17 protein-coding genes are annotated in these 13,237 nt (G+C 65.0%); 13 read left to right on the top strand and 4 right to left on the bottom strand.

Features of this window, described 5'->3' with window-relative positions; genetic code table 11:
* Positions 1 to 12: 12 nt before the first annotated feature.
* Positions 13 to 369: a DNA-directed RNA polymerase subunit omega gene (gene rpoZ, locus B2585_RS13005; RefSeq protein WP_292023743.1), complete on the bottom strand. Its 357-nt coding sequence runs from the start codon at positions 367 to 369 to the stop codon at positions 13 to 15.
* A gap of 109 nt (positions 370 to 478) precedes the next feature.
* Positions 479 to 1,081 (bottom strand): 2-amino-4-hydroxy-6-hydroxymethyldihydropteridine diphosphokinase, encoded by a 603-nt coding sequence (gene folK, locus B2585_RS13000; protein ID WP_292023740.1) that lies wholly within the window; start codon positions 1,079 to 1,081, stop codon positions 479 to 481.
* Between the two features lie 97 nt (positions 1,082 to 1,178).
* Between folK and B2585_RS12995 the strand changes: the two genes are divergently transcribed.
* The 6 genes from B2585_RS12995 (at position 1,179) to rnhA (ending at position 5,088) form a co-directional block, all read left to right on the top strand.
* Positions 1,179 to 1,754, top strand: coding sequence for an NYN domain-containing protein (locus B2585_RS12995; RefSeq protein ID WP_292023737.1), 576 nt, complete (start codon positions 1,179 to 1,181; stop codon positions 1,752 to 1,754).
* Positions 1,755 to 2,012: 258 nt separating this feature from the next.
* Positions 2,013 to 2,963, top strand: coding sequence for a 4-hydroxy-3-methylbut-2-enyl diphosphate reductase (gene ispH / locus B2585_RS12990; RefSeq protein WP_292023735.1), 951 nt, complete (start codon positions 2,013 to 2,015; stop codon positions 2,961 to 2,963).
* 59 nt (positions 2,964 to 3,022) lie between these two features.
* Entirely contained in the window at positions 3,023 to 3,637 is a 615-nt protein-coding gene (locus tag B2585_RS12985; RefSeq protein ID WP_292023733.1) for a LysE family translocator, read from the top strand.
* Positions 3,634 to 4,062 carry a DUF3429 domain-containing protein gene (locus tag B2585_RS12980; RefSeq protein ID WP_292023731.1) on the top strand — a complete coding sequence of 143 codons (429 nt, stop codon included), beginning with the start codon at positions 3,634 to 3,636 and terminating at the stop codon, positions 4,060 to 4,062. Before B2585_RS12985 ends, B2585_RS12980 begins: the two co-directional genes overlap by 4 nt.
* Positions 4,059 to 4,646: a class I SAM-dependent DNA methyltransferase gene (locus B2585_RS12975; protein ID WP_292023729.1), complete on the top strand. Its 588-nt coding sequence runs from the start codon at positions 4,059 to 4,061 to the stop codon at positions 4,644 to 4,646. The genes B2585_RS12980 and B2585_RS12975 overlap by 4 nt, the downstream gene beginning before the upstream one ends.
* Positions 4,639 to 5,088, top strand: a complete 450-nt coding sequence (rnhA, locus tag B2585_RS12970; protein ID WP_292023727.1) for a ribonuclease HI — start codon at positions 4,639 to 4,641, stop codon at positions 5,086 to 5,088. The genes B2585_RS12975 and rnhA overlap by 8 nt, the downstream gene beginning before the upstream one ends.
* Here the strand turns inward: rnhA and B2585_RS12965 are convergent, their stop codons facing one another.
* Together B2585_RS12965 and B2585_RS12960 are read right to left on the bottom strand one after the other, a co-directional pair.
* Positions 5,089 to 5,325, bottom strand: a complete 237-nt coding sequence (locus B2585_RS12965) for a GlsB/YeaQ/YmgE family stress response membrane protein (RefSeq protein WP_292024043.1) — start codon at positions 5,323 to 5,325, stop codon at positions 5,089 to 5,091.
* A 40-nt stretch (positions 5,326 to 5,365) separates the two neighbouring features.
* The gene (locus B2585_RS12960; RefSeq protein WP_292023726.1) at positions 5,366 to 6,367 is read right to left on the bottom strand and encodes a glutathione S-transferase family protein; all 1,002 of its coding nucleotides are present in this window, start codon (positions 6,365 to 6,367) and stop codon (positions 5,366 to 5,368) included.
* Between the two features lie 275 nt (positions 6,368 to 6,642).
* Here B2585_RS12960 and B2585_RS12955 point away from each other — a divergent pair, with 275 nt between their 5' ends.
* The 7 genes from B2585_RS12955 to cobM are packed head-to-tail and all read left to right on the top strand — an operon-like array spanning position 6,643 to position 13,220.
* The gene (locus tag B2585_RS12955; protein WP_292023724.1) at positions 6,643 to 6,861 is read left to right on the top strand and encodes a DUF6732 family protein; all 219 of its coding nucleotides are present in this window, start codon (positions 6,643 to 6,645) and stop codon (positions 6,859 to 6,861) included.
* Between the two features lies 1 nt (position 6,862).
* The gene (locus B2585_RS12950) at positions 6,863 to 8,053 is read left to right on the top strand and encodes a sirohydrochlorin chelatase (RefSeq protein WP_292023722.1); all 1,191 of its coding nucleotides are present in this window, start codon (positions 6,863 to 6,865) and stop codon (positions 8,051 to 8,053) included.
* Positions 8,050 to 8,703, top strand: a complete 654-nt coding sequence (locus B2585_RS12945; RefSeq protein WP_292023720.1) for a precorrin-8X methylmutase — start codon at positions 8,050 to 8,052, stop codon at positions 8,701 to 8,703. The genes B2585_RS12950 and B2585_RS12945 overlap by 4 nt, the downstream gene beginning before the upstream one ends.
* Complete coding sequence (gene cbiE, locus B2585_RS12940; RefSeq protein ID WP_292023718.1) at positions 8,700 to 9,902, top strand: precorrin-6y C5,15-methyltransferase (decarboxylating) subunit CbiE; 1,203 nt, start codon at positions 8,700 to 8,702, stop codon at positions 9,900 to 9,902. Before B2585_RS12945 ends, cbiE begins: the two co-directional genes overlap by 4 nt.
* A complete protein-coding gene (cobI, locus tag B2585_RS12935) occupies positions 9,899 to 10,600 on the top strand; it encodes a precorrin-2 C(20)-methyltransferase (RefSeq protein WP_292023716.1) in 702 nt (233 codons plus the stop codon). Before cbiE ends, cobI begins: the two co-directional genes overlap by 4 nt.
* On the top strand, positions 10,591 to 12,432 hold the full coding sequence (cobJ, locus tag B2585_RS12930; RefSeq protein WP_292023714.1) for a precorrin-3B C(17)-methyltransferase: 1,842 nt from the start codon (positions 10,591 to 10,593) through the stop codon (positions 12,430 to 12,432). Before cobI ends, cobJ begins: the two co-directional genes overlap by 10 nt.
* Positions 12,429 to 13,220: a precorrin-4 C(11)-methyltransferase gene (gene cobM / locus B2585_RS12925; RefSeq protein ID WP_292023712.1), complete on the top strand. Its 792-nt coding sequence runs from the start codon at positions 12,429 to 12,431 to the stop codon at positions 13,218 to 13,220. Before cobJ ends, cobM begins: the two co-directional genes overlap by 4 nt.
* Positions 13,221 to 13,237 lie beyond the last annotated feature (17 nt).

Here is a 13,237-nt window from a genome sequence, read left to right as displayed (position 1 = left end):
GCGGTCTCAGGGTCAGCCTTGGCCCTGGGCCTCCATGAGCGCGCGAAGAAGCTTCTCGTCGGTCATGTCGTCGTCGTCCGGCTTGTCCGGCGTCTCCTGACCCATCAGCAGCGCCATCTGGTCGTCTTCCGGCTCATCGACTTCGATCTGGGTCTGGTTCGACTCGATCATCCGTTCGGTGAGGTCGTCCGCCGTCTGCGTCTCGTCCGCGATTTCACGCAGGGCCACGACGGGGTTCTTGTCGTTGTCGCGGTCCACCGTGATCTGGCCGCCGGCAGCGATTTCGCGCGCACGATGGGCGGCAAGCATCACCAGGTCAAACCTGTTCGGGACTTTGTCAACGCAATCTTCAACCGTCACGCGGGCCATAGATGGACTCCAATCAATTCGCGGATGTGAAGGGGCTATTTAGGGGCGAAACGGGCCGAACACAAGCAGATTCGCACCGTTTCTGCCCTAGTTTCTCAGGGTATTTCGGCTATCCGTCGGCGCTTTCGACCGGCGTGACCGCCGCGATGTCGGACGGTGGAAGGTCATCCAGCATGTCCCGGACCGTCCGGCCCGAGAGCGGATGGCGCCAGTCCGGCGCGATATCGGCCATTGGGACCAGGACAAAAGCGCGGTCCTGCATCCGGGGATGTGGCAGGATCAGCCTGTCTGGCGCGGCGGATTTCTGCCTGTCGGGCGGCAGATGGACCCATTCACGAAGCGTGGACGGGTCGGGCAGGATAGACTCGCCGATAGCGATGAGGTCCAGATCGAGCGTGCGCGATGTCCAGCGCACCTCTCTCCGGCGATCAAAATCGGCCTCAATCTCGTGGAGGCGTGTAAGTAATGCGTTTGGTTTCAAGTCTGTAGCGAGTGCCACCACGGCATTCACCACGTCCGGTTCCGAGCCGGCCGGCACGAAAGGAGACACAAAGAAGCGACTGGTTCGCACGATCTTGACTGGGCCGTCGTCGAGCGACTTCAGCGCGGCCCGCAGCGTTTCGACCGGCCCCCCGGCATGTGACGTTGCGTTGCTTCCGAGGCAAACCAGCGCATTATCCCGGCGTAACCCCTCGCCATATGGTTGCGTCATCCCACCCAATCCCTATGTTGTCGCGAATTCGCCGCTGCCTATTTTTTCCCTTACCACTCACGGCGCAGGCGGCGAACAGAATTCGGAAGGATCAATAATGTTCTACAAGGATGAGCGCTTGGCGCTCTTCATTGATGGTTCGAATCTCTATGCAGCGGCGAAGTCGCTCGGATTCGACATCGACTACAAGCTTCTGCGGCAGGAATTCATGCGCCGGGGCAAACTTCTGCGCGCGTTCTACTATACCGCGCTTCTCGAAAACGACGACTACTCGCCGATCCGGCCGCTGGTGGACTGGCTCCACTACAACGGCTTCACGATGGTGACCAAGCCCGCCAAGGAGTTCACCGACTCGATGGGCCGGCGTAAAGTGAAGGGCAACATGGATATCGAACTGACCGTCGATGCCATGGAGATCGCCCCTCATGTCGACCACATCGTGCTGTTCTCCGGCGACGGCGATTTCCGCCCGCTCGTCGAGGGGCTTCAGCGCAAAGGCGTCCGGGTGTCGGTGGTGTCCACCATCCGCAGCCAGCCGCCGATGATCGCTGACGAACTTCGTCGCCAGGCGGACAATTTCATCGAGTTGGATGAGCTGAAGGAAGTCATCGGACGTCCGCCCCGCGAACCACGCGAGGAACGCAGCTATTCCGAGGAAGACGCGGACGCCTGATCCGCTCGTCCCAGGACTGACATCGGAGAACGCCCGGTCGTGCTGGACCGGGCGTTTTTCGTTCGGCGACCCGACGGCACAAGGGCCGGGGATACCAGCGCGAGCCCCCCGCCTGGAACCACCGTGCGCAGGATGTTGAAGACCTGCTGACAAGGGGCGTAGCTCTCCCGGAACGCCGCAATGGCTCACGGCATCGCGCCCGCGGGCCTCTGGACGTGCCGCGCCCACGTCATTAGGTGTGCCTCAAGGAGCTTCTGAATGACAAAACCGCCCCTCACCCTCATCCTCGCTGCCCCGCGCGGCTTCTGCGCCGGCGTCGACCGCGCTATCAAGATCGTCGAAATGGCGATCGAGAAATGGGGTGCGCCGATCTATGTCCGGCATGAGATCGTGCATAACAAGTTCGTCGTGGACAGTCTGCGCGAGAAGGGTGCGGTGTTCGTCGAGGAGCTTGAGGACGCGCCGACCGACCGCCCGGTGATCTTTTCGGCGCATGGTGTTGCCAAGGCCGTGCCGGAAGAGGCCGAGCGGCGGCAGATGGTTTATGTCGATGCGACCTGCCCCCTGGTGTCCAAGGTGCATATCGAGGCCGAGAGGCACCACGCCAACGGGCTCCAGATGGTCATGATCGGCCATGCCGGGCACCCGGAAACCATCGGCACGATGGGGCAGCTTCCTGACGGTGAAGTTTTATTGGTCGAGACCGAGGCGGATGTTGCGACGCTTGCGCCGCGCGATCCGGATCGGCTTGCCTTCATCACCCAGACCACGCTGTCCGTCGATGACACAGCGGGCATCGTGAATGCGCTGAGGGCGCGGTTCCCGGCCATCATCGGGCCGCACAAGGAAGACATCTGTTACGCGACGACGAACCGGCAGGAGGCGGTGAAGGCCATTGCTCCGCGTGCGGACGCCTTGTTGGTGATCGGTGCGCCGAATTCCTCAAACTCCCGCAGGCTGGTGGAAGTCGCGCGCTCACGCGGCTGCGACTACGCGCAGCTTGTCGGCCGGGCGGATGAGATCGACTGGCGCGCGCTCGAGGGCGTCCGCTCCATCGGCCTGACAGCGGGCGCGAGCGCCCCCGAAGTGCTGGTGGACGAGGTGATCGAGGCCTTCCGCGACCGTTACGAGGTGACGGTGGAGACCGTCGAAACCGCGACCGAAAATGTCGAGTTCAAGGTGCCGCGCGTGCTGCGCGAACCTGCTTGACCGCCGGGGCCATCGCGGGTGCGAAGTGACATGATTGCCGAACCCGCGAGGAGTCCCCGATGATATCCGCCCAATTCCTGCTGACCGCGCTTGTCGTGGTCGTCATTCCCGGCACCGGGGTCGTCTACACGCTGGCCGTCGGTCTTGGCCGGGGGCGGCGCGCGGCGCTTTGGGCCGCGCTGGGCTGCACGGTCGGGATCGTCCCGCACCTCGCTGCCGCAACGCTGGGTCTTGCCGCTGTGCTGCATACCTCGGCAGTCCTGTTCAACGTGGTGAAGTTCGCGGGCGTCGCATACCTTCTGTGGCTGGCGTGGCAGACGCTGCGCTCTGGCGGCACGCTTGCCGTGAGCCGCGAGACGACCGGGGACCCGGGCCGCCGGATCGCCACGCGCGGCGCACTCATCAATATCCTGAACCCCAAGCTCTCGGTCTTTTTCCTCGCTCTCCTGCCGCCGTTCCTGTCGGGCGATCCGGCGGCCGCGACTGGCGAGATGATCACCCTCGGCCTCGTGTTCATGGCGCTGACTTTCATCGTCTTCGCCCTTTACGGTGCTTTCGCGGCCAAGGCGCGCGACGGCTTACTCGCCTCCGAGCGCGCGATGCGGTGGCTGAACCGCTCGTTCGCCGGGATCTTCGCGCTGCTCGCGGGCCGACTCGCGCTGGAGCGCGCATGAGTCTGATCCCGCGCGTCCCGCTGCTGCTCGGCCTTGCCGGGCTTATCCCTTTCGTCTGGGGACTGGTCACGAGTTTCGTCGCCGTTCCGGCCCTGTCAGATTACTTCGTGGGTTTCGGTGTGCTCGCGGATTACGGGATGATCATCCTCGCCTTCATGTCCGGCGTCATCTGGGGTTTCGCAACCCGCGCGACGGGTCGACAGGCGACCACGTTTTATGTGATCTCCGTGATCCCCGCACTCTGGGCGTTCTTCTTCGCCTTCGGCGAAAACACCCTTCTGACACTGGCGGCCGGGTTTCTGTTCATCCTGCCGGTCGACATCGCGGCGGCGCGCGCGCGGCTGGCGCCGGACTGGTGGCCGCGCCTGCGGTTGCTTCTCACGGCCGTCGTCGTCCCGTGCCTCGTCATCGGCCATTTCGCATGAGCGTGGACCGTGAGACCATCGCGGTCTACGACGCCCGGGCGCAGGACTATGCGGACATGGTGGCAGGCGTCGAGCATCCGGGGCTGGATGCCTTTCTGGCCGCGCTGCCGAAGAGGGCGGAGGTGCTCGACCTCGGCTGTGGCACCGGGGCGATGTCGCGTCGGATGATGGATGCGGGGTTACGGGTCGATGCGACCGATGCCTCCGCCGCGATGGTGGAACTGGCGCGCCAACGCGACGTGCCTGCCCGGCAGGCAGTGTTCGCCGACCTTGACGCGAACGGGGTTTACGACGGGGTCTGGGCCAACTTCTCGCTCCTCCATGCACCGCGCGCCGACTTCCCCGGTCACCTCGCTCAGGTCCATCGGGCGTTGAAACCCGGCGGGCATTTTCATATCGGGGTGAAGCTTGGGACCGGCGAGAAACGCGACGGGATCGGGAGGTTCTACACCTACTATGCCGAGGACGAGTTGGACGACTATTTGAACACGGCGGGATTCACGCCGATCACCCGAAAGAAAGGCGAGGGGCGTGGCCTCGATGGGACGAAAGCCCCGTGGATCTGGGTGTTGTCGCATGGTTGAACTTGTCGCGCACACGGATGGTGCCTGCTCCGGCAATCCCGGCCCCGGCGGCTGGGGTGTTCTTCTTCAGGCCAAGGATGGCGAACGGGTCGTGAAGGAACGCAACCTGTCGGGGGGCGAGGCCGCGACGACCAACAACCGGATGGAGCTGATGGCCGCGATCATGGCGTTGGAAACGCTCGAGCGGCCCTCGGACCTGACGATCGTGACGGACAGCCAGTATGTGAAGAACGGCGTCACCACCTGGATTCATGGGTGGAAGCGCAACGGCTGGAAGACCGCCGCGAAGAAGCCCGTCAAAAACGCGGAGCTATGGCAGCGGCTCGACGAGGCGCAGGCGCGTCACCAGGTCGAGTGGAAATGGATCAAGGGCCATGCGGGCCATGCCGAGAACGAAAAGGCCGACGAACTGGCGCGCGAGGGGATGGCGCCGTTCAAATAGTCACTTCCTGACGTAGGTCTGCCAGAACCAGATCAGGAACGCAGCCCCCACGACGGCACCGAGAAAGCCGAAGGCGACGCTCCCCACACTCACGATGATGCGCAGCACGAGCCCGCCGATGAGCGCGCCGATCACGCCGATGGCGACCGTGGTCAGGATGTCGGTTTCGACCTTCATGAGCCGGGTCGCCACGAAACCTGCGGCCGCGCCAACGATGATGATGAAGATGACGTTCATACCTCCAATATGAGGCATGAACGCAGCTTCACAAGCTCTGTCAGGCGGATTTCGCGACCGGCGCGGCCCGGTCGCGGCCATGCGGGGCGTCCCAGTCGATGGTCGGCCCGACCGGGATGATCCGATGCGGGTTCACGCTTTCATGGCTGTAGTGGTAGTGGCGGATGTAGTGGTCGGGGTGAACCGTGTTCGCGACACCGGGCCACTGGTAAAGCTCGCGGGAATAGGCCCAGAGGTTCGGGAAGTCGACCAGCCGGTTCCGGTTGCACTTGAAGTGGCCGTGATAGACCGGATCGAAGCGCAGAAGGGTGGGCAGGAGCCGCCAGTCCGCTTCGGTCACCCGGTCGCCGGTCAGATAGCGCTGCCGCGACAGGATGTCCTCGAGCCAGTCCATCGAGTCGAACAGCGCACCCACGGCCTCGTCATAGGCGTCCTGCGACGTGGCGAAACCGGACTTGTAGACGCCGTTGTTCACCGTGTCATAGACGCGGGCGTTCACGGTTTCGATCTCGTCATGGAGGTCTGCGGGATAGAAATCCTGCGTGTCCCCGGTGAGATCGTTGAAGGCCGAGTTGAACATCCGGATGATCTCGGCGCTTTCGTTGGATACGATGGCGTTCGTCTTCTTGTCCCACAGGATCGGCACCGTGACGCGGCCCGAAATGGTCGGGTCGGCCTCCGTGTAGATGTCACGCAGGAACGGTTTGCCCATAAGCGTGTCCCCCGTGGCGCCGACGAAATCCGTGTCGAAGGTCCAGCCGTCGTCGAGCATGTCAGGATGCACGACCGAAACGTCGATGTGATCCACAAGGCCCTTCAGCGTGCGGAAGATCAGGGTGCGGTGGGCCCACGGGCAGGCGTAGGAGACATAGAGGTGATAGCGACCCGATTCGGCTTTGAATCCGGCATCGCCGGTCGGACCGGCGGATCCATCCGGCGTGATCCAGTTTCTGAACTTCGTTTCGCTGCGCACGAACTTGCCGCCATGCGCCTTGGTGTCATACCAACCGGTGTTCCATTCGCCGTTCTCGAGATAGCCCATCGTGCGTCTCCTCATGTTTGCTTGGCCACTTACATAGGGAAACGATCATCTGTGCGATACGGTTCAATCGGCGCAAGCTTCGTGCGCTCCTGCACATACGACGCTTTCGATTGAGCGGGTGTCGCCTTTCCTGTAGTGACTCCCGCGACGATGCCCCAAGAGGGGCCGGAGAGGTGACTGCCGAATGATCGACCCAGACCGGGGATCAGGGCGCGGTGTCGTCGGTCGATGACGCATGGCCTCTCCGCGCCCGGACGCTGCAAAGGACCATGCCGATGACCCGCCTTCTCGCTTTCTTCGCTTTCCTGCCCGGCATGGCGCTGGCCCATCCGGGCCATCTTGCCGACGTGGCCGGGCACGACCACCTCGTCGCCGGTGTCGCGATCGGTGTGGCCATCGGCGTTGCCGTCTGGGGTGCGCTGCGCGGCCGAAAGGACGAAGAGGTCTCGGACGAGACCGATGAGGCCGCCGATTCCGAAACGCAGGAGGCCTGAGATGTCCAAGACCGGCGTGATGATCTGTGGCCACGGCTCGCGCAGCCAGGCTGCCGTCGATGAATTCAAGGTGCTGGCCGAAAAGCTGCCCGCCTATTTCCCTGACGACTGGATGGTCGATTATGGCTACCTCGAATTTGCCAACCCGGTGATCCGATCGGGGCTCGACAACCTGCGTGACGCGGGATGCGACAAGATCCTCGCCGTACCGGGGATGCTGTTCGCTGCGATGCATTCCAAGAACGACATTCCCGCGGTGCTCAACACCTATGCTGCCGAACATGGGGTCGAGGTGTCCTATGGCCGCGAACTTGGCGTGGACCCGAAGATGGTCGCGGCCGCCGGCGAGCGCGTGCGCGATGCCGTTTCGGCGGCGGATGCCGAACACGGCCCCGTTCCGCGCGAAGAGACCTGTCTCGTCGTGATCGGGCGTGGCGCGTCCGACCCGGACGCCAATGCGAACGTCGCCAAGATCGCACGGCTCTTGCAGGAAGGGTTGGGCTTCGGCTGGCTGGAGGTCGGCTATTCCGGTGTCACTTTCCCGCTGGTCGAGCCCTGCCTGCAACATGCGGCCAAGCTGGGTTACAAGCGGATCGTCGTGTTCCCCTATTTCCTGTTCACCGGCATCCTGATCGACCGGATCTATGGCTTCACCGATCGTGTTGCCGCAGCGCACCCCGAGATCCAGTTCGTCAAGGCGGGCTACCTGAACGACCATCCCAAGGTGCTCGAAACCTTCGCCGAGCGCGTGACCGAGCAACTGGGCACTGTTCCGCCGCCGAACTGCGGCACCTGCCCCTATCGCGAACAGGTCCTGTCGATGGACGGTGGCGCACATAAACACATCAAGCCGGAGGACCGGGCGGGGCATCCGGCGTTTTCCGACACGCCGCCCCCGACCTGCGTGATGTGCAAATACCGGGTCGAAGTGCTGGGTTTCGAAGCCGAGGTGGGCGCTGTGCAGGAGAGCCACCACCACCATGTCGAAGGGCAGGGGGCACAGGCCCCCGGCTCCCGGGTCGAGGATTGCACATACTGCGACACGTTCTGCACCGGTGAGTGCCGCCTGCACCTGCACGATCACCACCATCACCACGACCATGACCACGATCACGGGCACCATCACCACCATCACGCAGAATACCCGCACGCCAGGCACCCGCACGGCCCCGAGTCGGCGCGCTCGAAATGACTGGACGCCCGCCCCTGCGCTACGAGCGTGACCCGGCTGCAATTTACCGTCAGAGCTTCGCGACCGTCGAAAAGGAAGCGCGGCTGGATCGGTTCGATGCGGGCATGGCGCAGCTTGCCACGCGGATCATCCATGCCTGCGGGATGGTGGAAGTTGCGGACCGGCTGGCGTTTTCCGACGGGGCCTTTGCGGCGGGGCAGGCGGCGCTGGCATCCGGCGCGCCGGTTCTGTGTGATTGCGAGATGGTGGGCGCGGGGATCATCCGGCGCTATTTGCCCGCTCAGAACGAGGTCGTGGTGACACTCAATGACGCATCGGTGCCGGAGCGCGCGCGCGACATCGGCAATACACGCAGCGCAGCCGCGGTAGAGCTTTGGGCCGACAGGCTTGAGGGCGCGGTGGTCGCCATCGGCAACGCCCCGACGGCGCTGTTCCACCTTCTCGAACTGCTCGATGCCGGCGCGCCGAAGCCCGCCGTGATCCTCGGGTTCCCCGTCGGTTTCGTGGGGGCCGCCGAGTCCAAGGCGGAGCTTGCGAACAACCCGCGCGGTTGCGACTACGTCGCGCTGCGGGGGCGCCGCGGCGGGTCGGCCATCGCCTCGGCCGCGGTCAATGCGCTGGCCGCAGGTCTGCCGGAGCGGGTGCAGTGAGCGCGCCCTGGCTTCATATCGTCGGGATCGGCGAGGATGGGCTCGACGGTCTGACCCCTGCGACTCGCACCGTTGTCGAAACGGCCGAGATCATCGTCGGCGGCGACCGGCACCATACGCTTGCGGATGGACTCACGGCGCAACGAGTCGCCTGGCCGTCGCCCTTCGATGCGCTGATCGACCAGCTGTTGTCCTACAAAGGCAAGCGCGTGGTCGTGCTGGCCACCGGCGACCCCCTCTGGTTCTCGGTCGGCGCGCGCATCGGGCGCGCGATTCCGGCGGACGAGATCACGTTCCATCCGCAGCTCTCCGCCTTCCAACTCGCCAGTGCGCGAATGGGGTGGAGCATGGCAGACCTCGAGACGCTCACGGTGCACGGCCGCCCGGTCGAGCAGATGATCGCCTTCATCCAGCCCGACGCGCGGCTCCTGATCCTGACGACGGGTGAAGAGACTCCGGCCCAGATCGCGCGGTTCCTGACGGAACGTGGGTTCGGGAAGTCGCCCATGACGGTGCTCGCCAATATGGGCGGGAAGGACGAGACTCGGTTCGACGGCATTGCGGAAAGCTGGTCCCACGAAGTCCCCGCTTTCAACACCCTCGCCGTGGAGTGCATTGCCGCCCCGGACGCGGCCCTCGTGCCACGCGTTCCCGGACTTGCGGATGAACTCTTCGAGTCCGATGGCACCATGACCAAGCGCGAGGTGCGGGCGATCACCGTGGCCAAGCTCATGCCGATGCGCGGCGCGCTGCTGTGGGATATCGGGTGCGGCTCCGGGTCCGTCGCGATCGAGTGGATGCGCGCGGCACGCTATGCCCGCGCAATCGGGATCGAACCGCGAGACGACCGGCGGGCCATGGCGGCCGCGAATGCGCTGGCGCTGGGTGCGCCGCGGCTCGACCTCGTAGACGGCGAAGCGCCGATGGTTCTGCAAGGCCTCGAACGCCCGGACGCCATCTTCGTCGGTGGCGGGATGAGCGAAGAGACGTTTCGCGCGGCGTGGGAGGCCCTGCGGCCCCTTGGCCGGTTCGTCGCCAACGCGGTGACGCTGGAAAGCGAAGGGCTCCTCAATGACCTGCATTTCCGCCATGGCGGGGAACTCACCCGGATCGCGGTGGATCGTGCCGAGCCGCTCGGGTCTATGCGGGGCTGGCGCTCCGCCATGACCGTGACGCAGTGGAGCCTTTTGAAACGATGACCGGCATGCTCATCGGTGTGGGCCTCGGGCCGGGCGATCCGGACCTGATGACGCTCCGGGCCGCGCGGGTCATCGGCGCGGCGGAGGTCGTCGCTTATCCCACTCTACCCGGCACCGACAGCTTCGCGCGGTCCATCGCGGCGGACCTGATCCGGCCGGACGCCGATGAGATCGTGATCGAAGTGCCGATGACCAAGGCCCGTGAGCCCGCTCAGGCGGCCTATGAAGTGGGAGCAGAGCGCATCGCGGCGGCCCTGGAGGCCGGTCGCGACGTGGCGGTGCTCTGCGAAGGGGACCCGTTCTTCTACGGGTCGTTCATGTATCTTCATTCCCGACTTGCGGAGCGTTTCCCGGTCACCGTCATTCCCGGCATCACCTCCGTCTCTGCTGCGACCGCAGGGGCCTTGCGCCCGCTCGTGGCACGCAACGAGGTGCTCACGGTCCTGCCGGGCCCCATCGACAGCGCAATGCTTGCCAGTAAAGTCGAACAGGCCGAGGCGGTGGTCATCATGAAGGTTGGCCGCCACCTTTCCCGCATCCGCGATGTCCTCGACCAGTTGGGGCTTGCCGAGCAGGCTATCTATGTCGAACGGGCCACGCTGGACGCCGAGCGGATCCTGCCGCTGGCCGAAGCGCCGGACCCGGCCCCTTATTTCTCTCTGATACTCGTCACGAAAGGCTCCGATCCGTGGCTTTGAAACCTGTCGTCCTCTGTCTCAACCGCTCCGGCGAGGCCGTCGCGCATCGCGTGGCCGATGCGCTCGGCGCGTCCGTTCATGGTCGGGAGGGGCGGGTCGAAAAGGCCGATGCCTTCTTCCCGAATGCGCTCGATCATACGCGCGACCTGTTTGCGGCGGGAACGCCCATCGTGGGCGTCTGCGCGGCGGGCATCCTGATACGCGCCGTCGCGCCGATCCTCGCGGACAAGCGAACGGAGCCACCGGTCATCGCCGTGTCCGATGACGGCAGCGTCGCAATCCCGCTGTTGGGCGGGCATCGCGGGGCGAACCGGCTTGCAACCGAAATCGCCGAGGCGCTTGGGGCCAAAGCTGCGGTGACCACGGCTGGAGACGTGGCCTTGGGTGTTGCGCTCGACGTGCCGCCTGCGGGCTATCGTCTTGCGAATCCGGAGGATGCCAAGTCCGCGATGGCCGCGATGTTGTCCGGCGGCGGTGCGAAGGTGATCGGGAATGCGGTCTTCGAGATCGAGAGCGATCCCGACGGCAGGGTGGAACTCGTGGTGACCGAAGAACCGGTGGACGGTGGCCCACAACGGCTCGTCTACCACCCGCAGTCCTTCGTCCTTGGTGTGGGCTGCGCGCGGGGGGCCGATCCGGCCGAATTGCGCGCATCCGTCGATGTGATGCTGGCTGAAGCTGGCGTGGCGCATGGGGCGATCGCTGCCGTTGCCACGCTGGACCTGAAGGGCGATGAGCCGGCCATGAACGCGCTCGCCCGCGACCTCGGTGTGCCACTCAAGGTCTTCTCTGCGGACGAACTGGAGGCCATGACCCCCCGTCTGGCCACCCCTTCGGAGGTCGTCTTTGCCGAGGTGGGATGCCACGGTGTCGCCGAAGGCGCAGCACTGGCCAGCGCGGGTGAGGATGCGATCCTCGCGGTCACCAAGCGCAAAACGGCGAATACCACCTGTGCCCTGGCGAATGCACCCGCGCCCCTCACCGCGCCCGCGGGCCGGGCCCGCGGCAAACTGTCGATCATCGGGATCGGGCCGGGGCAGGCGACCTGGCGCACCCCGGAAGCGTCGCGGCTGATCCAGGAAGCCCAAGAGCTTGTGGGTTATGGCCTCTATATCGACCTCCTCGGCCCGCTCGTAGCAGGCAAGACGCGGTCGGATTTTCCGCTGGGCGGAGAAGAGGATCGGTGCCGGTATGCCCTTGAGCAGGCCGGGAAAGGTCGCAATGTCGCGCTGATCTGCTCAGGCGATGCCGGTATCTACGCGATGGGCGCGCTCGTGTTCGAGCTTCTCGACCGTGGCGCGCATGAGACCGGCGTGTCGGATGCCGCGCGGCGGGTGGAGGTCATCTCGACACCCGGCGTCTCGGCACTTCAGGCGGCGGCCGCGCGGGCCGGTGCGCCGCTGGGTCACGACTTCTGCGCGATCTCGCTCTCGGACCTTCTGACTCCGCGCGAGGATATCGTGAAGCGGCTTCATGCGGCGGCGGAGGGCGATTTCGTGATCGCTTTCTATAACCCGGTGTCGCGGCGCCGGAGGACCCTTCTGGCGGAGGCGCGGGATATCCTGTTGGACCATCGGCCCGCCGATACCCCTGTCCTTCTTGCCTCGTCACTGGGAAGACCAGAAGAAAACATACGCTACCGTAGGTTGGCCGAGCTTGAGGTGGACGAGGTGGACATGCTCACCGTCGTCCTGATCGGATCGTCCAACTCGCGACTTGCGGAACTGGGCGAGGGCCCGCGCATGTTCACGCCGCGCGGCTATGCCCGGCGAATCGATGGTGACCTGCGCGACGTGGGCAACCGGCATCTCGAAACGGAGGACACACCATGACCGTCTATTTCATCGGAGCGGGTCCGGGTGACCCGGAATTGCTGACCCTCAAGGCGCAGCGGATCATCGGGGAGTGTCCCATATGCCTCTACGCCGGATCGCTCGTGCCGCCTGAAGTCGTTGCTTGTGCTCCGGATGGCGCGCGCGTGATGGACACCGCGCCGATGACGCTGGATCAGACACATGCCGAGATCGTCGCGGCCCATGAGCGGGGCGAGGACGTGGCCCGCGTGCATTCCGGCGATCCGTCGCTCTACGGGGCCATCGCCGAGCAGATCCGACGGCTGCGCGAAGCGGACATCGACTATCAGATCATTCCGGGCGTGCCTGCCTATGCCGCAGCTGCTGCCGCTCTGGGCCAGGAGTTGACAGTCCCGGAAATAGCGCAAAGCATTGTTCTGACACGGGTTTCCATGCAGTCGACGGCAATGCCCGAGGGCGAGACGCTGGAAAACTTCGCGCGGACCGGCGCGACGCTCGCCATCCACCTTGGCGTGCGCAACATGCGCGAGATTGAGCGTGTGCTGACGCCGCATTACGGTGCGGACTGCCCTGTCGTGGTCGCCTACCGCGTCGGGTGGCCGGACGAGATGCTCATTCGTGGCACGCTTTCGGACATCCGCCTGAAGGTGCGGGCCGAAAAAATCACGCGCACGGCGTTGATCCTGGTGGGTCCCGCGCTCGGCAAGGTCCGGGCGTTCAAGGATTCGGCGCTCTACGACCCTACGCGACCGCATGTTCTTCGGCCGGTCGTCGGTGTCGACCTGGTGGAAGAAAACAACACCTGACAGGAACAGACTCGATC

Source organism: Maritimibacter sp. UBA3975 (assembly GCF_002384975.1).
Taxonomy (GTDB): domain Bacteria; phylum Pseudomonadota; class Alphaproteobacteria; order Rhodobacterales; family Rhodobacteraceae; genus Maritimibacter.
Note: the sequence above shows the minus strand (reverse complement) of the source record. Positions and strands in the feature narration are given on the sequence as shown.